Annotated in this window: 20 protein-coding genes and 1 pseudogene; 9 read left to right on the forward strand and 12 right to left on the reverse strand. The window is 66.7% G+C overall.

Going from position 1 to position 25,889, the window contains the following annotated elements:
• Positions 1–42: 42 nt before the first annotated feature.
• On the forward strand, positions 43–1,311 hold the full coding sequence (locus IB227_RS02715) for a DUF4013 domain-containing protein (protein WP_192286211.1): 1,269 nt from the start codon (positions 43–45) through the stop codon (positions 1,309–1,311).
• 72 nt (positions 1,312–1,383) lie between these two features.
• On the opposite strand, the gene IB227_RS02720 is transcribed toward IB227_RS02715, so the two are convergent.
• The gene (locus IB227_RS02720; RefSeq protein WP_192286212.1) at positions 1,384–2,838 is read right to left on the reverse strand and encodes a rhomboid family intramembrane serine protease; all 1,455 of its coding nucleotides are present in this window, start codon (positions 2,836–2,838) and stop codon (positions 1,384–1,386) included.
• Positions 2,839–2,944: 106 nt separating this feature from the next.
• Between IB227_RS02720 and greB the strand changes: the two genes are divergently transcribed.
• Positions 2,945–3,448, forward strand: coding sequence for a transcription elongation factor GreB (gene greB, locus IB227_RS02725; protein ID WP_192286213.1), 504 nt, complete (start codon positions 2,945–2,947; stop codon positions 3,446–3,448).
• Between the two features lie 79 nt (positions 3,449–3,527).
• On the opposite strand, the gene IB227_RS02730 is transcribed toward greB, so the two are convergent.
• Together IB227_RS02730 and rimO are read right to left on the reverse strand one after the other, a co-directional pair.
• Entirely contained in the window at positions 3,528–4,352 is an 825-nt protein-coding gene (locus IB227_RS02730) for a DUF3025 domain-containing protein (protein ID WP_192286214.1), read from the reverse strand.
• Between the two features lie 8 nt (positions 4,353–4,360).
• Complete coding sequence (rimO, locus tag IB227_RS02735) at positions 4,361–5,722, reverse strand: 30S ribosomal protein S12 methylthiotransferase RimO (protein ID WP_192286215.1); 1,362 nt, start codon at positions 5,720–5,722, stop codon at positions 4,361–4,363.
• 492 nt (positions 5,723–6,214) lie between these two features.
• On the opposite strand from rimO, the gene IB227_RS02740 reads away from it, so the two are divergent.
• The 3 genes from IB227_RS02740 to IB227_RS02750 are packed head-to-tail and all read left to right on the forward strand — an operon-like array spanning position 6,215 to position 7,492.
• Positions 6,215–6,874: a dienelactone hydrolase family protein gene (locus IB227_RS02740; protein ID WP_192286216.1), complete on the forward strand. Its 660-nt coding sequence runs from the start codon at positions 6,215–6,217 to the stop codon at positions 6,872–6,874.
• Complete coding sequence (locus tag IB227_RS02745) at positions 6,871–7,293, forward strand: HIT family protein (RefSeq protein ID WP_192286217.1); 423 nt, start codon at positions 6,871–6,873, stop codon at positions 7,291–7,293. Before IB227_RS02740 ends, IB227_RS02745 begins: the two co-directional genes overlap by 4 nt.
• A gap of 31 nt (positions 7,294–7,324) precedes the next feature.
• Entirely contained in the window at positions 7,325–7,492 is a 168-nt protein-coding gene (locus tag IB227_RS02750) for a DUF5668 domain-containing protein (RefSeq protein ID WP_089153126.1), read from the forward strand.
• 81 nt (positions 7,493–7,573) lie between these two features.
• On the opposite strand, the gene dcd is transcribed toward IB227_RS02750, so the two are convergent.
• Together dcd and apbC are read right to left on the reverse strand one after the other, a co-directional pair.
• A complete protein-coding gene (dcd, locus tag IB227_RS02755) occupies positions 7,574–8,146 on the reverse strand; it encodes a dCTP deaminase (RefSeq protein WP_192286218.1) in 573 nt (190 codons plus the stop codon).
• A 141-nt stretch (positions 8,147–8,287) separates the two neighbouring features.
• Entirely contained in the window at positions 8,288–9,142 is an 855-nt protein-coding gene (gene apbC / locus IB227_RS02760) for an iron-sulfur cluster carrier protein ApbC (protein ID WP_192286219.1), read from the reverse strand.
• A gap of 188 nt (positions 9,143–9,330) precedes the next feature.
• Between apbC and IB227_RS02765 the strand changes: the two genes are divergently transcribed.
• The gene (locus tag IB227_RS02765; RefSeq protein WP_192286220.1) at positions 9,331–11,358 is read left to right on the forward strand and encodes an alpha/beta fold hydrolase; all 2,028 of its coding nucleotides are present in this window, start codon (positions 9,331–9,333) and stop codon (positions 11,356–11,358) included.
• A gap of 326 nt (positions 11,359–11,684) precedes the next feature.
• Entirely contained in the window at positions 11,685–14,576 is a 2,892-nt protein-coding gene (locus IB227_RS02770) for a TonB-dependent receptor (protein ID WP_192286221.1), read from the forward strand.
• Positions 14,577–14,682: 106 nt separating this feature from the next.
• Here the strand turns inward: IB227_RS02770 and IB227_RS02775 are convergent, their stop codons facing one another.
• Positions 14,683–16,284 carry an NAD(P)/FAD-dependent oxidoreductase gene (locus IB227_RS02775; protein ID WP_192286222.1) on the reverse strand — a complete coding sequence of 534 codons (1,602 nt, stop codon included), beginning with the start codon at positions 16,282–16,284 and terminating at the stop codon, positions 14,683–14,685.
• A gap of 167 nt (positions 16,285–16,451) precedes the next feature.
• Here IB227_RS02775 and IB227_RS02780 point away from each other — a divergent pair, with 167 nt between their 5' ends.
• Positions 16,452–18,548 (forward strand): M13-type metalloendopeptidase, encoded by a 2,097-nt coding sequence (locus IB227_RS02780; RefSeq protein WP_243694088.1) that lies wholly within the window; start codon positions 16,452–16,454, stop codon positions 18,546–18,548.
• A 222-nt stretch (positions 18,549–18,770) separates the two neighbouring features.
• Complete coding sequence (locus tag IB227_RS02785) at positions 18,771–20,786, forward strand: M13 family metallopeptidase (RefSeq protein WP_192286223.1); 2,016 nt, start codon at positions 18,771–18,773, stop codon at positions 20,784–20,786.
• Between the two features lie 146 nt (positions 20,787–20,932).
• Here the strand turns inward: IB227_RS02785 and IB227_RS02790 are convergent, their stop codons facing one another.
• The 6 genes and pseudogenes from IB227_RS02790 to IB227_RS02810 all read right to left on the reverse strand — a co-directional run bounded on the left by IB227_RS02790 (position 20,933) and on the right by IB227_RS02810 (position 25,789).
• Positions 20,933–21,580, reverse strand: coding sequence for a rhomboid family intramembrane serine protease (locus tag IB227_RS02790; protein WP_192286224.1), 648 nt, complete (start codon positions 21,578–21,580; stop codon positions 20,933–20,935).
• Between the two features lie 40 nt (positions 21,581–21,620).
• Positions 21,621–21,965 carry an MGMT family protein gene (locus tag IB227_RS02795; protein ID WP_225591679.1) on the reverse strand — a complete coding sequence of 115 codons (345 nt, stop codon included), beginning with the start codon at positions 21,963–21,965 and terminating at the stop codon, positions 21,621–21,623.
• Complete coding sequence (locus IB227_RS02800; protein WP_192286226.1) at positions 21,962–22,897, reverse strand: DMT family transporter; 936 nt, start codon at positions 22,895–22,897, stop codon at positions 21,962–21,964. The genes IB227_RS02795 and IB227_RS02800 overlap by 4 nt, the downstream gene beginning before the upstream one ends.
• Before the next feature lie 155 nt (positions 22,898–23,052).
• Complete coding sequence (gene gorA, locus IB227_RS02805; RefSeq protein WP_192286227.1) at positions 23,053–24,405, reverse strand: glutathione-disulfide reductase; 1,353 nt, start codon at positions 24,403–24,405, stop codon at positions 23,053–23,055.
• Positions 24,402–24,527 (reverse strand): annotated as a pseudogene (locus tag IB227_RS18405) (FAD-dependent oxidoreductase); the annotation flags it as partial. The gene gorA and the pseudogene IB227_RS18405, both read right to left, overlap by 4 nt.
• A gap of 53 nt (positions 24,528–24,580) precedes the next feature.
• Complete coding sequence (locus tag IB227_RS02810) at positions 24,581–25,789, reverse strand: DUF418 domain-containing protein (RefSeq protein WP_225591572.1); 1,209 nt, start codon at positions 25,787–25,789, stop codon at positions 24,581–24,583.
• Between the last annotated feature and the right edge of the window lie 100 nt (positions 25,790–25,889).

The following is a 25,889-nucleotide window of genomic DNA, read 5'->3' on the forward strand; positions in this document are numbered from 1 at the left end:
CGGCCCTGCCCCCCAGAATGTGCGCAGCACCACGGGGGATTCATGGAAGATCGTTCGCATCGCAACTCGTCACGCAGCACGCCCGAGCCGTTCTGGCAGCGGCTGCCGTCCATCACGTTCTACCCGGTGCGCGGCGCGGCGCTGTATGCACTGATCGCGCTGACCCTGTGCACCCTGCTCGGCCTGCTGCCGGGCATCGGCTGGATCCTGGCCATCGTGGTCTGGGTCGGCGTCTACCGTTACGCCTTCGAGATCCTGCGCGAGACCGCCAACGGGCGCCTGGCCGCGCCGGAGAACACGCTGTACTCCAGCGACGGCACCGTGATCCGCCTGCTGGCGATGATGATCCTGATGGGCATCTTCGTGGTCGTGGTGGCAGCCTTCCTGGGCCCCATCATCGGGTTGGCCGCACTGGCCGCGGTGGTGTTCCTGCAGCCAGGCTGCGTGATCTCGCTGGCCATGGACGGCAGCCTGCGCGCCGCCCTGAACCCGGCCACGCCGATCACCCTGGCCGTGCGTATCGGCTGGCCCTACCTGGCGGTGTTCCTGCTGCTGTTCGTGATCCAGGCCAGCGCACTGACCGCCGGCAAGTGGCTGCATGCCGTCATGCCCCCGATCATCGGCGACCTGGTGCTGACCTTCTTCAGCATCTGGGGGTTGTTCGCCACCTTCCACCTGCTGGGCTACATGGTCTACCAGTACCACGATGTGCTCGGTTTCGAGCCGGAAGGCGCGCCGCAGCCCCTCTCCCGCAATGCCCCTGACCAGGTGCTGCTGGACGAGGCCGAGCACTTCGTCCGCGACGGCCACCCCGAAGCCGCCATGGATGCACTGCGCGTGGCCGTCCGCAGCCGCGCGGTCGGCTTGCCGGTCCATGAGCTCTACCATCGCCTGCTGCGCCGCAAGGGAGTCTCCGACGCCCTGCGCGAGCACGGCCGCCAGTACATCACCCGCCTGCTGGCCGAAAAGGAGGAGCGCCAGGCGATGCAGGTGCTGCGCGAGCTGCTCGAAACCGATCCGGACTTCGCCCCGGCCGATCCGGAGCAGGCCAGCACCCTGGCCGAGCGCGCCCGCCTGAGCGGCCAACTGCAGCTGCAGCTCGATGCCCAACTGGCCATGCTCAAGGCGTGGCCGCGCGCGCCGCTGGCACCGCAATGGGCGGTGCAGGCCGCACTGCTGCTGGCCGAACGCTACAGCCGCGATGATGAAGCGCGCGCCCTGCTGGAAGACGCCCTGGGCCGCTGCGAAGACCCCGAACAGCGCCGCAAGCTCGAAGCCGCGCAACGGGCACTGAGCCCGCACCTGGCGTGAACCGGTTCGGCTCCTGACAGTGGCGGGGAGTTCATCCCCGCCTGCGGCGTGGCGACCGGGGTACGACAGTCCTCAGTTGTTCTCGAGCAGGAACCGCGCCTTCCCCGCCTGCTCCGAACCGGGGTAACGCCGCGCGATGCCATCGAGCAGGCGGCGCTGCTCCTCCGGCGCGTGCAGCTCACCGTGGCGCAGGGCCAGGCGCAACCACAGCTGGGCCTGTTCGCCCTCCGGCAGCCCGGAGGCCTTCAGCAGCAGGGCCTCGGCCTCCGCCAACCAGGCCTGCTTGAAGCAACGCGCCAGCACTGCCCGCAACGTCGGTGCGGGCGGCATCCCCGGCGAGGCCTGCAGCTTTTTGACCAGGTTATGCTGCGCGGCGCGCTCGGCGGGGTCCGTCGCCTCCAGCATCATCGCCTCGCCCAGCCGCGCCTGTGCGGCCGCACCGCGGCCATCGTTGTCGGCGACACGCAAGCGCGCCAACGCCACGTCCAGCCGGTGCGGCTGCTCGGCGGCCAGCGCGGCGAGCAGCCGTTCGGCGGTGGCATTCTCCATCCGCCCCATGTGCAGCAGCGCCTGCTCCCAGCGCGTGTCGGGGACTGCCGGGGTTTCGTCCTCACGCATGAAGGATTCGCGGGTCTGGTGGGTGAGCACCAGCACGCCGCCCAGTAACGCGCCACAGACCAGGCCACCGGCATGCGCGTCGAAACCGATGCCCGCCCCCTGGTTGGTGAAAAGGTTGAACACCTCCCAGCCCAGCCAGACCGGCAGCAGCCAGATCGCCGGCGCGCGCACGTAGTTGAAGAGGATCCCGAACCAGTAGAAGAACCGCACCGGGCGCAGCCCCCACACCACGCAGAATGCCCCCATCACCGCGGCGATCGCGCCCGAGGCCCCCAGCCCGCCGCCGGCCTCGCCCCAACGCCACAGCACGCTCACCGCACTGGAACCCAGCGCGCCCAGCAGGTAGACGGCCAGGAAGCGCCAGCTGCCGATCGCCCCTTCCAGCAGCAGGCCCAAGGCCACCAGCAACACCATGTTGCCGAACAGGTGCAGCGCGTCACCATGCAGGAAGGCCGAGGAGAACATCCGCGGCAGCGACCATTCCGAACTGCGCAGCAGATGGCGCAGGGTGAACACCTGGTCCAGCCGGGACTGGTACTGCTGGTGCAACGGTGCCCATTCGTTGCGCTCTTCTTCCGTCTCGAACAGTTCGCCGTGCTGCAGGGCCTGCTGGAATGCGACGTCAGTTTGCGTCGAGGCGGCCAGATAAACCGACTTGTCACGCGCGGGCAGCGCCTCGAACGCCTGCAACGCTTCGACCTGCCCGGTTTCGATCAGGTGCTTGCGGTAGGCCGGCACCTCGCGGGCGTCGAGGCCAGAGGCCAGGTACCAGGCCTGTGCAGCCTGGACCTTGTCCTCGTCCGGCACCTGCCAACCGAAGTAGATCAACACATTGACCAGCACCAGCAAGGCCGTCACGCAGGGAAACGTGGCCAGGCTCAGGGGCTTGTGCAACGGCAGGATCAACATCGACGGACATTCCCTTGTCTGGACGGCGCAGCTTCAGCGATCCGATAGCCGCGCGCAAGCGCCCGCGGCTACCATGGCGTCCTCCCGCAAAGCATGCATTCCCGCAATGAGCCGTTGGCGCCCACCTGCAGAAAAAAGCACCGCGCTGATCACGCCCCAAGGCCACGCGCGCCTGAAGGCCGAGCTGGACGAACTGTGGCGCCAGCGCCGCCCGGAGGTGGTCAAGGCGCTGGCTGCGGCGGCGGCCGAAGGGGACCGCTCGGAGAACGCCGAATACACCTACCGCAAGAAGCAGCTGGGTGAAATCGACCGGCGCGTGCGTTACCTGAGCAAGCGCCTGGAAGCCCTGCGCGTGGTGGACACCCGCCCCAGCGACCCGGAAGCGGTGTTCTTCGGCGCCACGGTCGAGTTGGAGAACATCGAATCGGGCGACAGCCATGTCTACCGCATCGTCGGCCCCGACGAGACCGATGCGGCCACCGGCTGGATCAGCATCGATTCACCGCTGGCCCGTGCCCTGCTGAAGAAGCGCATCGACGATGAGTTCAGTGTCGAGCTGCCCGGCGGCATCACCCGCTTCGTGCTGGTCGATGTCAGCTACGAGGGCTGACCCAGGCAAGACCCCCATCGAAGAAAGAAGCAGCCAACACGCAACAACGTAGCGACCGCTGCAGGGATTGCATCCCCGCCTATGCAGGCTCCACCAACGGGGGCCGATAGCGACGCCCCTCACGCAGCGGGCGGAAGTAGTCCGCCTGCGCCAGGAATGCCGCATCCTGGTGCGGATGCCACCCGGGGATACCGGCCAACGGCAACGGGCGCAATTCGGATGCAGCGGCCAAGACCTGCCCGGCGGTGATCGCCGCGGCGACCCGCGCCACGGCAGCGGCGCCCGCTGCACCGTGCACCACCACGCACTTGCCGACCAGCAATCGTCCCGGCACCAGCATCTGCTCCATCAGCGCGTGGCCGATCACGGCGGCCACGGCGATGTCACCCCGTCGCCAGCCCGCCGGCGCGAACAGTGCCGCCCAATCATGCCGATCCCACGCCACCAGCAGCGCCGGATCGCGCACGTGCACGATTACGCCGGATTCGTCGAACTGGGTCAGGGCCTGCTGCGCAGGGTTGCGTTCGCTCGCCCCCAACCGCGCGATATGCAGGCACTGCCGCGCATTGAGCGCACGCTTGATCGCCGGATGGCGCATCCACACCAGCGCGTTGAACAGGTCATGCCAGTTCTCTTCGCGCGTGGCGATGCGCCCCTGCGCAATGCGGGTTTCGTAGTGCAGGCCGTCGGCCAGCAGTGCGGCGTCCTGTGCCACGAAACGGTGATCCGGCGACGCCAGCCGCGCATTGAGCGCTTCGATGGCGGGCCAATCCGCGCCGGTCAGCAGGTCCCGTTGATCGGCATAACCGTCGAACACGGGATGCCGGAAACACACGGCATCCACCTGCCCGCGCAACGGGGCAATGAACCGACGCCGGCCCTGGCCGGCGCCCACTTGATTCATCGTTACGGTCACAGCACCTTGAGATCGAACGGCTTGGCCGCCTGCTCGACCAGTGCATCACCGAACAGGTCGTGCTCGTCGCTGTCGGTGATCTCCACGTTGACGAAGTCACCCACGCGCAGGCGTGCTTCCTCGCCGTTCTGGATATGCACCAGGCCATCGATCTCCGGCGCATCGGCCTTGGAGCGCGCCACCGCGATGCCGTCCTCGATCACATCGACCAGGCACTGCTGCACGCTGCCGATCTTGGCTTCCAGCTTGGCCGCGGAAATGGCCGCCTGCTTCTCCATGAAGCGAGCCAGGCGCTCCTGCTTTACTTCTTCCGGCACCGGGTCCGGCAGGTCGTTGGCAGTGGCGCCGTCCACCGGCGAGTACGCAAACGCACCCACGCGGTCGAGCTGGGCCACGTCCAGGAAGTCGAGCAGCTGTTCGAACTCGGCATCGGTCTCGCCCGGGAAGCCGACGATGAAGGTCGAGCGCACGGTGATGTCCGGGCTGATCTGACGCCAACGCAGCACCCGCTCCAGGGTCTTGTCGACCGCGCCCGGGCGCTTCATCAGCTTGAGGATGCGCGGGCTGGCGTGCTGGAACGGGATGTCCAGGTACGGCAGGATCTTGCCCTGCGCCATCAGCGGCACCACGTCGTCCACGTGCGGGTATGGGTAGACGTAATGCAGGCGGGTCCAGGCATCGAGTTCGGACAGGCCTTCGCACAGCGCCTTCATGCGGGTGGCGTATTCCTTGCCGCGCCAGGTGCCCGGCGCGTACTTGCGGTCCACGCCGTAGGCAGAGGTGTCCTGCGACACCACCAGCAGCTCGCGCACGCCGCCCTTCACCAGCCTCTCAGCCTCGCGCAGCACTTCATCGACCGGGCGCGACACCAGGTCGCCACGCATCGACGGGATGATGCAGAAGCTGCAACGGTGGTTGCAGCCTTCGGAAATCTTCAGGTAGGCGTAATGACGCGGGGTCAGCTTGATGCCGTAGTCCGGCACCAGGTCCACGAACGGGTTGTGCTTGGGCGGCAGGGCCGCATGCACGGCGTCCATGACGCTGGTGTAGTCCTGCGGGCCGGACACCGACAGCACGTCCGGGTAATGCTCGCGGATCATCTCCGACTTCTTGCCCAGGCAGCCGGTGACGATGACCTTGCCGTTCTCGTTCATCGCCTCGCCGATGGCATCCAGCGATTCGGCCACGGCCGAATCGATGAAGCCGCAGGTGTTGACCACCACCACGTCGGCCGAATCGTAGGACGGCACGATGTCGTAGCCCTCCACCCGCAACTGGGTGAGGATGCGCTCGGAGTCGACGAGGGCCTTCGGGCAGCCAAGGCTGACGAAGCCGACTTTGGGGTTCAGCTGGGACATGTTCACGGAATTCTGGGGGCCGGGGCCGGAATGACCACAGGGCCGGAAAGCCGGCGATTATACCGGTCACCCACCGCCCTGCCCTGCAACTGGCTTAATGCGCCCCGCACACACCAATGAGCGACGCCAAAGCCCCTCTCCCGCACGCAGGAGAGGGATTGGGGTGAGGGCAGGCGTCCCGCACCCTGCGTCGGAATCAAAAGCGCCCTCATCCGCCCCTTCGGGGCACCTTCTCCCGCTGGCGGGAGAAGGGAGCGCCGCCGCCTGTGCCGTGCATGCATGGCCCCGCTGTGCCGCGCAGCCACCGTCCCGTGCCGCAGAGAGCGAAAGCCCCTCTCCCGCACGCGGGAGAGGGGTTGGGGTGAGGGCCGCTCTCCAGCACCCGTCCCAGAATCCAAAGCCCCCCATCATCCGTCCCTCTGGGGCACCTTCTCCCGCCGGCGGGAGAAGGGAGCACCATCCCCGACTTCCCCCTCAATTGGAGCTTCCCCCATGTCCCAATGGATCACCCTTCCCACTGCCCTCGGACCGGTCCGCGCCTGGCAGGCGCTACCCGCGGGCACTCCGCGCGCCGGCCTGGTCGTCATCCAGGAGATCTTTGGCGCCAACGCGCACATTCGCCACGTCGCCGAACAGTACGCGGCCGAGGGCTACGCGGTGCTTGCCCCGGCCTTCTTCGACCTGCTGGAACCGGGCCTGGAGCTGGCCTATGACGCCGAGGGCGTGAACCGCGGCAAGGAACTGGTCACCGCGCTGGGCGTGGACCGCGCGGTCAGCGTGGTCCAGGCCGCCGCCCAGCAGCTGGAGCGCCACGGCAAGGTCGGCACGGTCGGTTACTGCTGGGGCGGCACCATTGCCATGCTGGCCGCGCAACGGCTGGGCCTGCCCTCGGCCAGCTACTACGGCGCGCGCAACGTGCCATTCCTGGACAGCCCGTTCAAAGCCCCGGCAATCTTCCACTTCGGCGCGCAGGATGCCTCGATCCCGTCGGCCGCCGTTGCAGCGCATCGTGAAAAGCAACCCACATTGCCGGTATATGTGTACCCGGCCGACCACGCCTTCAACCGTGAGGTCGGCGTGCACTACCACGCCCCCAGCGCCGAACTGGCGCGCGAACGCACCTTGGCCTTCTTCAGTGAGAACCTGCGATGACCGAAGCTGTGACGTCCGATTTCGAACTTGATTCCCGCCTTGCCACCGACAGCGTGCTGATCGCCGATGGCCCCCTGTCCCAGATCCGGCTGATGAACGACGACCGCTTTCCCTGGGTCGTGCTGGTGCCCCGCGTTGCCGGGGCCAGCGAATGGATCGACCTGGACGGCGCCCAACAGCGCCTGCTGCTGGCCGAGATCAACCAGATCTCCCAGCACCTGAAGCAGAAGCCCAACGTCAGCAAGATCAACATCGGGGCGCTGGGCAACATCGTGCGCCAGCTGCACGTGCACCTGGTGGGCCGCAACGAGAACGACCCGGCCTGGCCGGGCCCGGTCTGGGGCAGCGGCAAGGCCCAGCGTTTCGATCCGGACGTGCTGGCCGAGCGTGTCGAAATCTGGCGCCAGCGGCTACGATAGGCGCCTCACCACCAACGGACACTGCACGCCGATGCGCTCCAACCTGATCGCCGCCCTGATCCTGATCATCGTCGGCCTGTTCTTCCTGGCCAAGAACCTGGGCTGGATCAACGGCAACATCGGCTCCATGCTCGCCACCTGGTGGCCGGCCATCCTGGTCGCAGTGGGCATCGGCATGCTGTTCGGGCGGGGCAAGTAAGGCCGCCGCACCTGCCGCGGAACCGGCGGACAACAAAAAGGGCGCGGAATCCGCGCCCTTTTTCGTTGCCGCATGCCGGGCTCAGGTGCGCGGCAAGGTCACGCCGGTCTGGCCCTGGTACTTGCCGCCGCGGTCCTTGTACGAGGTCTCGCAGACATCATCCTTGTCGGCCTGGAAGAACAGCATCTGTGCCACGCCTTCGTTGGCATAGATACGCGCCGGCAGCGGCGTGGTGTTGGAGAACTCCAGCGTCACGTGGCCTTCCCATTCCGGCTCCAGCGGCGTGACGTTGACGATGATGCCGCAGCGCGCGTAGGTACTCTTGCCCAGGCAGACCACCAGGGTGTCGCGCGGGATGCGGAAGTACTCCACCGTGCGTGCCAGCGCGAACGAATTCGGCGGGATGATGCACTCGTCGGCCTCGATGTCGACGAAGCTCTTCGGGTCGAAATGCTTGGGGTCGACGATGGTGGAGTTGATGTTGGTGAACACCTTGAACTCGCGCGAGCAACGCACGTCGTAGCCATAGCTGGAGGTGCCGTAGCTGACGATGCGGCTGCCATTGACCTGCTTGATCTGCCCGGCTTCATACGGCTCGATCATGCCGTGCTGCTCGGACATGCGGCGGATCCAGCGGTCGCTCTTGATGCTCATTCAATGGTCCTGATTTCGTGGGATCGCGCAGCCTGGTGCGCCGGTCGGGGCACGATTCTAGCGCAGGGGCCTTGTATCGCCGAGCCCGAGCCGGGGCTGCCACGGCTCGGCGGGCAGCGGCCGGACGACGCCGGCAGCCAGTCAGATCAACGAAGACACGATCGGGATGCTGGCGCGTGGGCGCTTGGCCAGTTCCTCGGCCATGCGCCGAGCCGCGGCCAGGTAGGCCTGGGCCGGTGCGGAATCCGGTGCAGCGGCCACCACCGGGGTACCGACGTCCCCTTGCTCGCGGATGCTGATGTCCAGCGGCAACGCGCCCAGCAACGGCACGCCGTACTGCTCGGCCATGCGCTGGCCGCCGCCCTCGCCGAACAGATGTTCGGTGTGGCCGCAGTTGCTGCAGGTGTGCACGGCCATGTTCTCGACGATGCCGAGCACCGGAACCTCGACCTTCTCGAACATTTTCAATGCCTTGCGCGCATCCAGCGTGGCGATGTCCTGCGGCGTGGTGACGATCACCGCACCGGCCACCGGGATCTTCTGCGACAACGTCAGCTGGATGTCACCGGTACCCGGCGGCAGGTCGATCAGCAGGAAGTCCAGGTCGCCCCACAGCGTGTCGTTGAACAACTGGGTCAGCGCCGAGGTGGCCATCGGGCCACGCCAGATCATCGGCGAGTCGGGCTCGATCAGGAAACCGATGGACATCGCTTCCACGCCAAACGCCCGCAACGGCTCGATGCTCTTGTTGTCCGGACTTTCCGGGCGGCCACTCAAGCCGAGCATGGCCGGCACGCTCGGTCCATAGATGTCGGCATCCAGCACCCCGACCCGCGCACCCAGCTTGTGCAGCGCCAAGGCCAGGTTCACCGCGGTCGTGGACTTGCCCACCCCGCCCTTGCCGGACCCGACCGCAATGACGTTGCGGATACGTGAATGGGGAGAGAGCCCCTTTTGAACCTTGTGGGATGAACCCAATGCGATCGAACCGCCCACCACAACCTCAGCCTTTCAGACAGGGCGCAACTATAGCGCCTCGCCCGCATGACATCCCCCACCCGCTTCCGATCGGCACCTGCCTTTCCGCACTACGCGCTGGGTGGCGGTTCTGCTACCTTTTCCGTGTTGTCGTTCCATTCAGCAAGCTTGTGACCCAAGCAATCAACGTGTCCAAAGGATGAGATATGCACGTGGTTTTCGGCCGTACCTTGCTCCTCACTGCTGTTTCACTCGCTGCAGCCAACAGCTACGCAGAGTCTTCCGGGCCGATTGCCATCGAGGACCTGGCGCGGCTGCCCGCACTGCAATCGGTGTCGATGAGTCCTGACGGGAAGCACCTCATCGCCCTGGTGCCTTCACCGAAGAATGCGGAAGAAACCGCATTGGCCACCTGGGACACCAGCGCGCTTTCGTCCGGCCCCAAGGTGGTGACGCCGTCGGGTGATCGCATGAAGTTCATTGCCGCCGGTGCCCTGAAGTCGGACAAGATTCTGGTGATCGGCCGCCAGGAGTGGACCGGGCAGCTGGGCGGTTGCGGTGAAGGCAACGCGTCCGGCGCGACCAAGACCTTTGTCGTGAAGACCTACCTTACCGGTGACGATCAGAAGGAGTTCAACGAGGCCTTCACCGACAACACCCGCAGGCTCGGCGTGAGCGAGCAGACCCAGCGCTGCCTGGAGCTCGCTGGCACGGCATCGCTGGTGAACATGCTGCCGCTGGACCCGGATCGGGTCGTCATCCAGCAGCTCAGCGAGCTGAGCCTGACCTCGAACTATTACCTTTACAACCTCAAGACCAAGGAAACCGAACTGCTCTTCCGCGGCGGTACGCGCGCCTCGCCGGCCCTGTTCGACTCGCGCACCGGCAAGGTGCTGGCGAAGTCCCAGATCGAAGCGGCAGGCAGCGACTATGAGCAGCAGGTATTGATCCTGGATCCGACCTCGGGCCAGTTCGTCTTGCAGCGACCGCTGACCACCAAGCTGTCCGACCGGCATACGGTTGAACTGGCGGGTGTGGATGACGCCACCGGCAAGTACTACGTCTTGACCGACCTGTTCTCGGACAAGGTGCAGGCGCACCTGTATGACCCGAAGCAGCAGAAGTTCGATGCCGAGCCCGTGGTGGCCAACCCGGAGTTCTCCATTGCCCGGTTGATCTTCAGTACCCAAGCCAGCAACTTCAACCAGGTGCTGGGCTTCGTGATCGACGGCCCGTCACCGCAGACCGTCTATGTCGACCCGACCCTGAAGGCGATCCAGGACAACCTCAAGCAGGCCTTCCCCAACAAGCAGATCGATATCGCGCGCTACACGGACGACTTCTCGCGCATCCTGTTCAAGACCAGCAGCAACGATGCCCCGTCCAGCCACCATATCCTGCTCGACAGGAAGAACGTGGTGAACCTGGGGAGCGAGCGCCCGTGGGTCGGCGAAGGCCGGACCGGCGAGGAGCGCTGGGTCACCTACACCGCGCGTGACGGCCGCCAGATCCCGGCCATCCTTGATCTTCCCGCAGGCTGGAAGCAGGGGGATCCGGCCGCACCGGCCATCGTCCACCCCCATGGCGGCCCGTGGGCACGGGATTACATGGGCTGGGACGTGTCTGGCTGGGTGCCGCTGCTGACCTCGCGCGGCTATGCCGTGCTGCGCCCGCAGTACCGTGGCTCGGCCGGCCTTGGCCGCGACCTGTGGATCGCGGGCGACCGCGAGTGGGGGCAGAAGATGTCCGATGACAACGATGATGCCGCGGCCTACCTGGTTTCACAGGGCATCGCTGGCAAGGACCGCATCGCCATCTTCGGCTACTCCTACGGTGGTTTTGCCGCCGCAGCCGCAACGGTCCGGCCGAACTCGCCGTTCCAGTGCGCGATCGCGGGCGCGCCGGTCACCGACCTGGGCCGCCTGGGTACGTCCTGGAGCGACAACCGCCTGCAGCGCATCCTGCAGGGCCAGACCGTGAAGGGCATGGACCCGCTGAAGAACGCCGCCAATGCCAACATCCCGGTCATGCTGTTTGTCGGTGACCGCGACGTGCGCACCCCGGCGTTCCACGCCCAGGGCTTCTACGATGCGGTGAAGAACAAGGTGCCGGCCCAGTTCCACCTGATCGCCGATCAGCAGCACAGCATGCCGTGGTACCCGCGGCAGCAGCGGGAAACCCTTGGGCTCATCGAGAATTACCTGAAGAGCGATTGCGGCCCCGGCGGGCTCTGATCCCCGGCTGTATCGAAGTACCCAACCGGGGAGCGAAGGCTCCCCGGTTTTTTTTTGACTGCCAGGGACGGGGGATCCCTCGTGGCTGGCCATCGGGGCTGTTGTGGGTACCGCAGAGGAAACCGGGGGACAGCACCGCCGACCACGCCGGTCCTGTAAAGCCGCGACCACCGGGCACCTCATTGCTTCGAATTCATACACGTGAATGAGAGGAAGTGAGATCAGAAAACCGTTGCAAGCGCAACCCCTCCAACCTACATTCGCTTAACCAGCCCATAACGCTGGCGAAACATTTTGCTGAACATTTTTCATCAGGAGAGAGCCGCATGAAGATGTCCGTCCAACGCGGACTGCAACAGTTGCCTTTGGTAATTGCTGTCGTCGCAGCACTGCAAGTCGTTCCGGCCTTTGCCCAGGAGCAATCCGAAAAGACCGAAACCACCAGCCAAAGCGCAACCTCAAGCGAAAAGGCCAAGGATCTCGATACGGTCACCGTCACGGGCTCGCTGATCAAGCGCCCGGAGTATGAAACCACCTCGCCAGTGCAGGTGATCTCGATCGAGAAGGGCTTGGCCGCAGGCCAATTTGATACCGCCAGCTTCCTGCAGACCTCGGCTGCCGCCGCCGGCTCCACCCAGATCAACAACCAGTTCGGCGGCTTCGTCGTCGAAGGTGGTACCGGCGTGCAGACCGTCTCGCTGCGTGGCCTGGGCTCGAACCGTACGCTGGTGCTGCTCGACGGCCAGCGCCCCGGCCCCGCCGGTACGCGCGGCCAGGTCGGCTCGTTCGACCTCAACGTCATCCCGCAGGCCATCCTGCAGCGCATCGAGCTGGTGAAGGATGGTTCGTCCTCCATCTACGGCTCCGACGCGCTGGCCGGCGTGGTGAACCTGGTCACGCGCAAGACCATGGACCGTCCGGAAATGACGTACATGATGAGCGTGCCGCAGCATGGCGGCGGCGAGCAGTTCTCCGCCTCGATCGCCAACGGCTGGAACTTCGACAACGGCAGCATCGTCGCCGGCGTCCAGTGGGACAAGCTCAACGCGCTGACCAACGGCGACCGTGACTACTTCTCCTGCGCACAGGACCGTGTCTGGGGCACCGATGGCAAGCGCATTGACCGCGTGGACCACTCGATCCTGGAAGGCACCCCCCTGGCCGGCTGCAGCGCGGGCAACCTGTACGCCAACACCATCATCAAGCTGTTCGACTCGCGCGTGCGCTACGTGCCGACCAAGGACGGCAGCACCATTGGCCCGTTCCCGGGCTACAAGCCGCGCCCGTTCCCGTCCAAGAGCTATGCCAACTCGCCTGAAGCTTCCTATGAGGACGTGCTGAACTACGACTTCCTCAAGAACGGCGAAGTCATCAACGAACGCGAGCGTGCCAGCTTCTACGCGGCAACCGACTTCAGCTTCGACAGCTTCAGCTGGAAGACGCAGTGGTTGTACAACCGCCGTGAGACCAACGCCCACAGCTACCGGCAGTTCTTCCCGATCGTCTACAACGAAAGCGACGACGACTACTACCAGCCGATCATGCCGTTCGTCGATGACCAGAAGGTCAAGGTCGACTACTTCTACGGTGCCACCAAGTTCGACGGCATGTTCAAGGGCACCGACAGCTGGGCCTGGGAAATCAACGGCACCTACAGCCGCTCCAAGGGCAAGTACGGCAACCTTGCGATCGACACCGCGCGTACCGGCGACCTGGGTGACCCGATGGGCGGCGATACCACCCCGGTGAACTACTTCGACCCCGGCTTCCTCAGCGGCGAGCGGATGGGCGAACTGGTCAATGCCATCGGCGTCTGGGCCAACGGCAGCACGATCTACGAACAGTCCACCGTCAACGCGGTGGTCACCGGTGATCTGTTCGGCCTGCCTGCCGGCAATGTCGCCGGTGCATTCGGTGCGGAGTTCCGCCACACCAAGATCGACGACCAGCCGTCCGACCTCTCCAAGCAGGGCCGGATGTGGGGCTACAGCTCGGCCAATGAAACCAAGGGCACCGACAACGTCAAGGAAGCCTTCGCCGAGTTCGACATCCCGCTGCTGAAGGGGCTGCCGGCCGTCGAATCGCTGTCGGTCAACCTGTCCGGCCGCGTGTTCAAGTACGACTCGGTTGCCGATTCGGACAACGTGTGGAAGGCCGGCCTGAACTGGCAGATCATCCCCTCGCTGCGTGTGCGCGGCACCATCGGCACCTCCTACCGTGCCCCGGGCCTGTACGAGCTGTACCTGGGCGACCAGACCGGCTACCAGACGCAGGCACTGATCGACCCCTGCATCCTGTGGGGTGACAGCAACAACCAGTACATCCGTGCCAACTGCGCGGCGGCGGGCATTCCGGACGACTATGCCGGTGGCTCCTCGAGCGCGACCGTGTACGAGAGCGGCGGCAAGGGCAAGCTGAAGCCGGAGACCTCCAAGGCCAAGACGCTGGGCCTGGTGTGGACCCCGACCTTCGCCGACCTGAACGTCGCACTGGATTACTTCGACTACGACGTCCGTGGCGAGATCACCCAGCTCGGCGCTCGCAACATCGTGTACAGCTGCTACGCCTCGCCGGTCTATCCGAACTCGTTCTGCGACCAGATGGAGCGTAATGCGCCGGATGACGCATCCGCCCCGAACTCGATCGTCAACATCTACAGCACCTACGTGAACATCAACCGCGAGCGCACCCGCGGTTACGACCTGCAGGTGAACTACGATCGCGACTTCTCGTTCGGCAAGCTGTCCGTTGACGCGCAGGTCACCTACACCATCGAGGACTCGTTCCGTCTGTTCGACTCCGCCGCCAACAGCGGCATCTCGACCGACGAGCAGATCGGCTACATCGGTCGTCCGAAGACCGTGGGTATCGGCAACGTCAGCCTGAAGCGTGGTGACTGGACGTTCAGCTACCAGGGCCAGTACGTGAGCAGCACGTCCAGCAAGGACTACGACCGCACGTTCACCTACTCCGGCTACCAGAACGCGACCCGCGACATCAAGGCCGGCTGGCAGTTCCTGCACCACGCCTCCGTGGCGTATGAACAGGGCGACTGGGGCATCCTGTTCGGTGTCCGCAACCTGTTCGACAAGGCGCCGGACCTGGTCTCCTCGGGCCTGGGTTCCGATGCCGCGGTGTACGGCAACGTGCCGGTCTACGCCTCGCAGTACGACTGGTACGGCCGCACCTTCTTCGCGCGCGTGCAGTACAAGTTCTGATCCCTGCGTTGAAGTGGCAATACGAGGGAGGCGACGTCATGTCGCCTCCCTTTTTCGTTGGCGTGCGGTGCTTCTGCCCGGTCCGGCGGCCGCAGACGGGGCGCCTTCAGATCTCCGCCGCGATCACCTGCGCCGCATTGTGCCCCGGCGCCCCGGTCACGCCGCCGCCCGGGTGCGTGCCCGACCCGCACAGGTACAGGCCGGGGATCGCGCCCCGGTAGTTGGCCTGGCCCAGCATCGGGCGGGCGCTGAACAGCTGGTTGAGGCTCAGCGCGCCGTGGAAGATGTCGCCCCCGACCAGGCCGAAGGTCCGCTCCAGGTCGAGCGGGCTCATGATCTGCCGGCCCAGCACCGCGTCGGCGAAGCCCGGCGCCTGCCGGTCGACCGTGGCGATCATCAGGTCGGCCACTTCGTCGCGGTGATCGTCCCAGCTGCGCCCGTCCGGCAGCTGCGGTGCCACATGCTGGCAGAACAGGCTGGCCACATGCTGCCCCGGCGGTGCCAACGAGTCGTCCAACGTGCTGGGAATCAGCATTTCCACCACCGGTTCACGCGACCATCCATGCTGGCGTGCATCCAGGTAAGCACGGTCCATGTAGTCCAGGCTCGGGGCGATGATGATGCCCGCGGTGAGGTGATCGCCCTGCCCCGGCAACACCGTGAAATCGGGCAGCCGCGACAGCGCCACGTTCATCCGGAACGTGCCCGAGCCACAACGCCAGCCGCGCATGCGTTCGCGCGTGGCGGCCGGCACGTCGGCCGGTTCAAGCAACTGTTCGTACAGCAGCTTCGGGTTGACGTTGGCCACCACCGCCCTGCCGCGCAGCACGTGCCCAGCACTGGTCACCACGCCGCAGGCACGGCCCTGCTCGACCAGTACCTTCCGCACCCCGCAGTCGGTCCGGATCTGCACGCCGGCTTCCTGCGCCGCGCGCGCCATTGCCTGGGTGATTGCGCCCATGCCGCCGATCGCGTGCCCCCAGGCACCCTTGACGCCATTGCTCTGGCCGAACACGTGGTGCAGCAGCACGTAGGCGCTGCCCGGCGAGTAGGGGCTGGCGTAGTTGCCGACAATGCCGTCGAAGCCGAACAGCGCCTTGATCGGCGCGCTCTCGAACCAGCGGTCCAGGTACTCCGCCGCCGAGATCGTGAACAGGTCCAGCAACTCCTGTTTCAACCCCGCGTCCAGCCGCTGCAGCTGGCGGCCGAGCTTGCCGGCCTTCCACAGCGCCGGCAGCGCCTGCAGCCAGCCGCCCTCGCCCACGTTTGGCGGCGCCTGCAGCGCCTGTGCCCGCAGCACGTCGGCAAACACTTCCAGCCGACGCTCGTAGTCGGGCAGCCGCTCGGCGTCGCGGGCCGAGAACTTCGCCACTTCGGCCTGGGTGCGACCACCGCCGGCCAGCAGGTACTGGCCATCGGGCAGTGGCAGGAAGTTGTTGATGCGCCGGGGCACCACGCGCAGGCCGTGACGCTCCAGCGCCAGGTCGGCGATCACCTGCGGCTGCAGCAGCGACACCGTATAGGAGGCCACCGAGTTGCGGAACCCGGGATGGAACTCCTCGGTCACCGCCGCCCCGCCGACGACTGCCCGCCGTTCCAGCACCAGCACCCGTTTGCCGGCCTTGGCGAGATAGGCCGCGCACACCAGCCCGTTGTGGCCGCCGCCGATCAGGATCGCATCCCACTGCTTGCTTGATGTCTGGCTCATCGCGCCTGTATAGCACCCACCAGCGTCCTGCGGCGCACCGGTGGCTGCGCCCGGCGGGCATGACCTTCGACACCCTTTCGGTGACAGTTTCAGGCGTATCTTCTGGTGTCGGCTCCGCCCCGGAGCCCATTTCGTGCTCTGAAATCGGCCTGGAGGCCTATCCCGTGATCGTTCGCAAACCCCAGATCCTGCTGCTGTCCCTGGCCGTCTCGGCCGCGCTGATCGGCTGCAAGAAAGAAGAGACCCCGGCCGCTCCGGCCGCCGCACCGGCCGCGGCCGCCGCCACCGAACTGAAGCTGGACGAATCCAAGCTACCGGCCTACAACGCCTTCACCGCCGCCGACCTGGACACCAGCAAGGACGCCTGCACCGACTTCGGTGGCTACGTGAATGACAAGTGGCTCACCGCCAATGCCATTCCGGGCGACCGCACCAGCTGGGGCGCCTTCACCATCCTGGACGAGCGCTCGGTCGCCGTGCAGCACCAGCTGGCCGAACAGGCCGCCGCGATCAAGGACGCCACCGGCATCGAGAAGATCGTCGGCGACTTCTGGGCCTCGGGCATGGACGAAGCCAAGATCAACGCGCTGGGCATCACCCCGCTGCAGGGTGACCTGACCGCAATCGACGGCCTGCAGGACGGCGCCGCCATCGCCAACTACCTGCGCGGCACCGCCGCCAAGGGCGAGAACTTCCTGTTCGGCTTCGGTCCGGAAGCGGACTTCAAGAACTCGACCATGAACATGGCCTACGCCAGCCAGGGTGGCCTGGGCCTGCCGGACACCACCTACTACACCGACGCCAGCAAGGCCGACAAGCTCAACGCCTACAAGGCCCACGTGGCCAAGGTGCTGGAGCTCAGCGGCGTTGCCGCCGCCGACGCCGCCAAGCAGGCCGAGGAAGTGATCAAGTTCGAGACCCGCCTGGCCCGGGCTTCCAAGTCCAGCGCAGAGCTCTCGCGCAACGTCGAGCTGTACTACAACCCGGTCACCGTGGCCGACGCCGACAAGCTGACCCCGAACTTCAGCTGGACCGAGTTCTTCAAGGCCCAGGGCATCACCGCGCCGGAGAAGTTCTCGCTGGCCATGCCGGCCTTCCACGAGGAAGTGAGCAAGATGCTGGGCGACACCGACCCGGCCGTGTGGCGCGCCTACCTGCGCTTCCACACCGTTGACGGTGCCTCCCCGTACCTGAGCGATGCCTTCGTGCAGGAAAACTACGCCTTCTACGGCCGCGACCTGAACGGCCAGAAGGAGATCAAGCCGCGCTGGAAGCGCGTGCTGGGCACCATCGAGAGCGATGCCGGCGAAGCCTTCGGCCAGATGTACGTCAAGGTCGCCTTCTCCCCGGAAGCCAAGGCCAAGATGGAAGACCTGGTCAAGAACCTGGCCGCGGCCCTGAAGGACCGCATCCAGAACCTGACCTGGATGAGCGACGAAACCAAGGCCAAGGCCATCGCCAAGTGGGAAACCTTCACCCCGAAGATCGGCTACCCGGACAAGTGGCGTGACTGGTCGGGCCTGAGCACCACCCACGACGACTACCTGGGCAACGTGCGCGCCGCCAATGCCTTCAACTACAAGTTCGCGCTGTCCAAGATCGGCCAGCCGGTGGACAAGACCGAGTGGGGCATGACCCCGCAGACCGTCAACGCCTACTACAACCCGCTGCAGAACGAGATCGTGTTCCCGGCCGCCATCCTGCAGCCGCCGTTCTTCGACCCGAACGCCGACGACGCACTGAACTACGGCGGCATCGGCGCGGTGATCGGCCACGAGATGACCCATGGCTACGACGACCAGGGCGCCAAGTTCGGCCCGACCGGCAACTTCGAGGACTGGTGGACCGAGGCCGACTCCAAGGCCTTCGGTGGGCTGACCAGCAAGCTGATCAACCAGTTCAACGAGTACAAGGTGGGCGACCAGAACGTCAACGGCTCGCTGACCCTGGGCGAGAACATCGCCGACCTCGGCGGCCTGGCCACCGCCTACGATGCGCTGCAGAAGGCGTCGGCCGGCAAGGAAGACCCGAAGGTCGATGGCTTCACCCGCGACCAGCGCTTCTTCTTCAACTGGGCCACCGTGTGGCGCACCAAGTACACCCCGGAGAACGCCAAGGTCCGCCTGGCCACCGACCCGCACGCACCGGCGCAGTTCCGCGCGATGGGCGCGCCGTCGAACCTGCCGACCTTCGCCGCCGCATTCCAGTGCAAGGCGGGTTCGCCGATGGTCCGCGCCGGCGACAAGCAGGTGGTGATCTGGTAATCACCGCCCTGCGGTGAGGCAACACCTGAAGGCCCGGCATCGCCGGGCCTTCTTCTTGCCAACGCGCAGGGGCGGCCTTGGCCGCTCCTGCCTCGCCACTCCCGCCTGGCTGCCAACGTGACCGGCTTCGCGGCCAGGGCTGCTGCTCCGCCCGGATGCGCAACATTGCCCCGGCGGCTTGTTAAACTCCGCGCACTTTGTCCTTGCGTGGATATGCCCCAGATGCCAACCGTTCGCCCGCTTTCCCTCGCCCTGGCCCTGGGCCTGGTGACCGTCCTGTCCTCGACCGATGCCGAGGCCGCACGCAAGAGGTCTTCGGCCCGGGCACCGGCAGTCAGCGCAGCCTGTACCGACTTCTACGAAACCAGCAACGCCGATTGGCTCAAGGCCAACCCGGTGCCGCAGGTTGGCGCCACCACCACGCTGGGGCAGCTGGCCAACAACACCCGCAACCAGCAGCTGCAGCTGCTGGACCGCGCCATGAATGCCCCGCAGGGCAACGTGCAGAAGCTGCTGGGCGACTTCTGGGCCAGCGGCCTGGATGAAGCAGCGGTGGAAGCCGATGGCTCCAAGCCGATCGCGCCGCTGCTGACCCGCATCAACGCGATCCGCAAGGCCAAGGACATCCCGGCCTCGATCGCCGCCCTGCACCAGGTCGGCATCCCGGTGGCCTTCAACTTCGCCCCGGACGTGGACCTGAAGGCACTGGACCGCCACATCGGCTACTTCATGCAGGGCGGCATGGGCCTGCCCGACCCCGCCTTCTACACCCGCACCGACGCCGACACCGTGGCGCTGATGGGCCGCTACCGCGGCTACGTGAAGCAGGTACTGGCCCTGACCGGCACCCCGGCCAACAAGCTCGACGCCGAGTCGGCGCTGGTCATCCAGCTGGAAACCGAGCTGGCGCGCAGCGCGCAGTCGGTGGCCGACATCAACAACCCGTTCAACAACTATGCGCCGGTGGCCACCCGCGACCTCAACAGCCGCTACCGCAACCTGCAGCTGGACGCCTTCCTTAAGGCCCAGGGCGTCAACGACGACCTGGTCTCGCTGGCCGATGCGGCGCTGTTCCAGCAGCTCAACGGCATGATCACCCGGCTGCCGGCCGAGCAGTGGAAGGCCTACCTGCGCTGGCGCGTGGGTGATGCGATGGCCCCGTATCTGTCCAAGGCCTACCGCGATGCCGAATTCGAGTTCCGTGGCCGCGTGCTGCGCGGCCTGACCATCGCCCCGGCCCGCAACGAAGCCGTGCTCGATGCCATCAACGTCGCCGCTGGCCCGATGCTCGGCCACGAGTACGCCAGCACCTACATCAGCCGCGACGTCCGCCGCCAGGCCGGCGTGATGGTCGACCAGGTCCGCGAGGCGCAGATCGCCGCGGTCAAGCGCAGCACCTGGCTCAGCGCCGAAGCCAAGACCGAGGCCGAAGCCAAGCTGGCCGCGATGAAGATCGAGATCGGCACGCCGCTGCGCGACCTGGACTACACCGTGCAGCCGATGGGCCGTGGCAGCTTCGGCGGCAACATGCTGATCGCCTCGACCTGGCGCCACGCGCAGGAAATGAAGCGCATCGGCAAGGGCAACGCCGACCGTCGCTGGGACGTGCTGCCGCAGCAGCCGGCCATCGCCTATGACATCGCGCAGAACCGCCTGATCGTCACCGCCGCCGCGTTGCAGGGCCCGATCTTCGCCGAGGCTGCCACCCCCGCCGAGAAGTTCGGCGCCTTCGGTGGCCTGGTCGCGCATGAGGTCAGCCGTGCCATCGACGCCAAGGGCGCGATGATCGACGCCAGGGGCGAACTGCGCAGCTGGTGGACGCCGGCCGACAAGAGCGCCTGGACCCTGCTGGGCAACCGCGTCGCCGCCCAGTACGGCGGCTACGCCTTCCCGGGCGTGAAGGACGCCAAGGTCAACGGCGAGCTCACCCGTGACGAGAACCTGGCCGACATCTCCGGCGTGGAAATCGCCTGGGAAGCGTTCAGCACCTCGCCGCAGGGTACGGCGGCATCGGCTGCCGACAAGCAGGCATTCTTCAAGGGCTGGGCCGGCCTGTGGGCGCAGCAGCTGTCGCCGAACGAAGCCGTGCAGCGCCTGGCTTCGGACGTGCGTGCTCCGGGCCGCTGGCGTACCAACGCCCCGCTGTCCAACCTGCCGGCCTTTGGCGCAAGCTTCAGCTGCAAGCCGGGCCAGCCGATGCAGCGCACCGACGCCGAGCAGATCCGCATCTGGCGTTGATGCGGGGGTGAGGGACACGAAAAAGGCGCGGATTCCGCGCCTTTTTCTTTGTCTGTACAACGGCAGCCGTGTTCCGCTCGGGCCTTGTCGGCAAAACCATGCCACGCATGGCCCGCACTACCGAGTACGGTTGCTGCCCTGCGCGGCTACTTCACGCTGCGCAGGTGCCGCCCGCGGTTGTTGTTGGACGGCGGTGGCTTGCGCCAGTGCCGGATCAGCAACCAACCAAACAGCATGCCGCCCAGGTGCGCGAAATGGGCCACGCCCGGCTGCCAGCCGGTATAGCCGAGCACCAGCTCGGACACGCCCATCAGGATCACCAAGGTCCGCGCCGTCATCGTCACTGGGGGGAACAGCAGCCGCATCTGCCGGTTGCCGAAGATCATGCCGTAACCCATCAGCAGGCCGAATACGCCGCCGGACGCACCGAGCACCGGGTAGTACTCACCCACCAGTGCGGTCACCAGCAACTGGCACAACCCGGCACCTGCGACACAGACCAGGTAGAAGGTAAGGAAGCGCTTCTCGCCCCAGGTCATTTCCAGCGGTGCGCCCACGAACCAGAGCATCAGCATGTTGAAGAACACATGCCCGAAGCTGCCGTGCAGGAACCCATAGGTCAGCAACTGCCACGGCTCGAAGCCCGGCGAGCCACTGACCACGTTCTGCGAGCCCAGCGGCCACAGCATGAACTGATCGAGGAAACCTGCGAGCTGCGGCAGCTGCTGCAGCAGGAACAGGGCGACGTTGGCGATCAGCAGCGTCCGGGTGATCTTGGGCAAGCGCGGGAACATGGGGACATCCTGGGAAACTGCCGCCATGATAGCCGCAGCATCAGCCCGGTCCCCAGATCGCCTCGTCCATCGTGCGCGCGGGTTTGCTGCGCTTCACCCGGCCATTCTCGACCACCACGCCCTCGGCGCGCAGGCGCTGGCTCTGCTCGCGCCAGCCGCGTGACCCCTCGGGCATGGCGATGCGCCCGTCCGAGCGCAGCACGCGGTGCCAGGGCAGGTCCGGGTCGTCATTGCCGCCCAACAGGCGTGCCACCAACCGGGCCCGGCCCGGCAGGCCGGCCTTGGCCGCGACCTCGCCATAGCCCAGCACCTGGCCGCGCGGGATGTCGCGGATGACCTGCAGGATGCGGCTGTGCCCCGCCGCCGGATCCGGCGGCGTGCTCAGCGCCTCTTCGCCGCGCCGCTGCCCACCAGCAACACGCCCAGCAGCACCAGCACGGTGCCGGCGCTCTGCCACAGGCCCATCGGTTCGTCGAGCAGCCATACACTCAGCACAATGGTGGAAACCGGGCCCAGCATACTCACCTGCGCCGCCAGCGACGAGCCGATCCGCTTGACCCCGATCATGATCGCCAGCACCGGCAACACCGTGCACACGGTGCCGTTGATCAACGACAGGCCGTACACCAGCCGGGCCTGGCTCCACAGGCCGCTCCAGGGCTGCAACAACAGGTACTGGCCGATGCACAGCACGCACGCCACCATGCTGGCGTAGGCGGTCAGGCGCACCGCGCCGATCCGCGCCACCGCCTGGCCGCTGCCGAACAGATACACCGCGTAGCTCAAGGCACTGGCAAACACCAGCGCCGAGCCGATCAGGGTGCGTTGGCCCTCCAACTGGATGTCATGCCCGAAGGCCAGCAGCACGCCGAGGTAACTGACCAGCAATGCCGCCACCTGGGTGCGGGTGGGCTTGTGCTTGAGTACCACCAGCGCGATCAACACCACCAGGGTGGGGCTGAGGTACAGGATCAGCCGTTCCAGCGTCGCGCTGATGTACTGCAGGCCAAGGAAGTCCAGGTAGCTGGACAGGTAATAGCCGCTGAAGCCCAACAGCACCACCCGCCCCCTGTCGCCCCAGGACAAGGGTTGCGCGCGCCGGGCCGCCCAGAGGCCCATGGCGATGAAGAACGGGAAGGCGATCAGCATGCGCAGCGCCAGCAGCGTGGTGGCATCGGCACCGTGGCGGTAGGCCAGCTTGACGATCACCGCCTTGCCCGAGGCGGCGATGGCACCCATGCCCGCAAGCAACAGGCCGCTGATCAGCAGGCGGCGGGAACGGGTGGGCAGCGCCGAGGCGCCGGTTGAAGCATTCATGGAGGAAGCGGGAACTGCAGGGGACGCCCATTATGCGGAGCCGGTGATGCAATGCGGGAAAGCTCCCCTCCCCACCCCTCCCCTTCGCTACGCGAAAGGGAGGGGGCAGAAGCAGAATCAACAGCTACGGCAGGCTGCCGCCCGGCACTGTCCGTTCAACGCATCAACACCACTTCCTCGGCCGAGGTCGGGTGGATCGCCACCGTGTCTTCCATCTGCCGGCGGGTCACGCCGGCCTTCAATGCCACCGCGAAGCCCTGCAGGATCTCGTCGGCGCCTTCGCCGAGCAGGTGGATGCCGACCACCTTCTCGTCCTCGCCGGCGCAGACCATCTTGAACACCGTGCGCACTTCCCCGTCGCCCAGCGACTGCAGCATCGGGCGGAAGCGGCTGTGGTAGGTGGTCACCTTGTCGAAGCGACGGCGCGCCTCCTCCTCGCTCAGGCCCACGGTGCCGAACGGCGGATGCGCGAACACCACGCTGGGCACGTTCTCATAGTCCAGTCGTGCCTGCGGCTGCCCGCCGTACAGGCGGTCCATCAACCGTCGTGCGGCGGCGATGGCCACCGGCGTCAGGGTCACCTTGCCGGTCACGTCGCCCACCGCCAGCACGCTGGGTACCGAGGTGTTCTGGAAGGCATCCACCACGATGGCGCCCTTGTCATCCAGCACCACGCCTGCCTGCTCCAGGCCCAGCCCCTGCGTATTCGGTGCACGCCCGGTGGCGAACAGCACGGTGTCGAACAATGCGTGCTCCGGGCCGTTCTTCAGTGTCGCGTGAATGCGCCCCTGCTGGCGCTGCAGGGCCTCGATCTGGCAACCGAAATGCAGGCCCACGCCCTGCAGGCGCAGGTTCTCGGCCAATTGGTCGGACAGCTCGGCGTCGAAGTGGCCCAGCAGACGCTGACCACGCACCAGCAGCGCGACCTCGCTGCCCAGCGCGCGCAGCACGCCGGCCAGTTCCACCGCGATGTAGCCACCGCCGATGATCGCCACCCGGTCCGGTCGCGCATGCAAGGCGAAGAAATCATCCGACACGCCTCCCAGCTCGGCACCCGGCATCGATGGCTTGACCGGATGCGCGCCGGTGGCGATGACGATGTGCCGGGCATGCAGCAGGCTGCCGTCCTCGCATTCCACCGTGTGCGCATCGACCAGACGACCCCGCTGGCCGACACGCACCACGCCGGTCTCGTCCAGGCGTCGCTGGTAGCTGGCGTGGATGTTGGCGATGTAGCGCTGCCGCCGCGCGACCAGCGTTTCCCAGTCCAGCGCCGGCGTGGCCGGCACGTCGAAGCCCAGTTGCGCGGCCAGGGCGAAGCGGTCGGCCAGGTCCGCCGCCAGCCACATCGCCTTCTTGGGCACGCAGCCCACGTTCACGCAGGTGCCGCCCAGCGGCGCGGGTTCAAGCATCGCCACCCTGGCCCCATGGCCGGCGGCGCGGAACGACGCTGCCAGTCCCCCGGAACCACCGCCCAGTACCACCACATCGTATGACGCTGCACTCATTGGAAACGCTCCGTGCGACAAGGCGTGGGATCAATGGAGGGCGTTTGCCCGGTAATCAAGTCGGCCATCAATTGTCCACTTCGGCTGCTCATGCTGATGCCGAGCATGCCATGACCGGCGGCGCACCGATGGCCAGGACACCACCATGGCAGGCGCCCACCCGCCCATCCCCGCGTCAGCCCCGTGCATCACGGCGCATGGGCGGCACTTGCAGGTACGTGGCCGCGCGCCACAGCCATTCCACCGGACCGAAGCGGAAGCGCTGCAACCACCAGCGACTGACCACCACCTGCACCAGGAACAACACCAGCGCGAACAGCAACTGCCATGCCCGCCCCATCTGCTCGAACCTGCCCAACCCATACCCGTAGAACACCAGCGTGCAGACCAGCGACTGCACGAGGTAGTTGCTCAAGGCCATCCGGCCCGCCGGTGCCAGCCACTGCAGGTGGGCACTCCAGCGCACGCCCCAGGCCAGGTAGCCCAGGCACATCAGCAGGCCGGCCAGCGCGGTCAACGCGTAGGCGGTGGCGGTCTGCATGTCGAAGCGTCCCGGCGCGATGTTGGCCAGCAGCCGCACGCTGAGCAGCATCACCAGCAGACCGGCCGGCCATGCCACCCAACGCAGTCGCGCGAACAGGCGCCGGTACTGCTGCGGCTGCGCGATCGCCCCGCTGCGTGCGAACCAGGCGCCGATCAGGAACATGCCCAGCACCTGCGGGCCGACGATCAGCAGCGCACCCAGCGAACTGCGCAGATCCGCCAGCCGCTGCGCCACTGCCTGCAGGTAGGTGCCGTGCCCGTAGGCCTGCCGCTGCGCGGCGATGTCCACCAGCGCGGACGCCGCCTGCTCGGCCTGCGCATCGGCCGGCATCATCGCTATCAGCATGCCCAGCAACAGCATCAACGCTGCCGCGCCCAGGTAGGCCGCCGCACCCAGTGCCGGCAGCCAGTTGCGGGGAGCCTCGCGGAAGGCCAGCAGCACGAAGGACAGCAGCGCGTAGGTGGTCAGGATGTCGCCGGACCACAGCAGCACGGCGTGCAACAGGCCGATGCCCAGCAGGGCCAGGCTGCGGCGCAGGTAGAAGCGGGTGAAGTCGCGCCCGGCCACTTCGGCGCGCTGCGCCATCACCGCGAAGCCGGCACCGAACAGCAACGAGAACAGGGTGAAGAACTTGCCCTGCACGAAGATATAGACGAAGCCATCGGCCCAGCGGTCGATCCCCCGCCAGTGCGGGTCGATGCCGGTGAAGGACAGGTCCAGCGGCCCACTGAAAGCCTCCATGTTCATCAGCAGGATGCCCAGCAGCGCCAGGCCGCGCAGGACGTCCAGGGTGGCGATGCGTTCGCTGGCGGCGATGGGCTGGAAAACAGTGCTGGACAAGGCCCGGGTTCCTCTCGGCAAGGCGCGATTAGAACATGCGCCACGACCGGCGCGGACGCCGGTTCCGGCAGCCCCGCGAACGAAAACGGCCCGCGCGGGG

Origin of the sequence: Stenotrophomonas sp. STM01 (assembly GCF_014852135.1) — a bacterium.
Taxonomy (GTDB): domain Bacteria; phylum Pseudomonadota; class Gammaproteobacteria; order Xanthomonadales; family Xanthomonadaceae; genus Stenotrophomonas; species Stenotrophomonas capsici.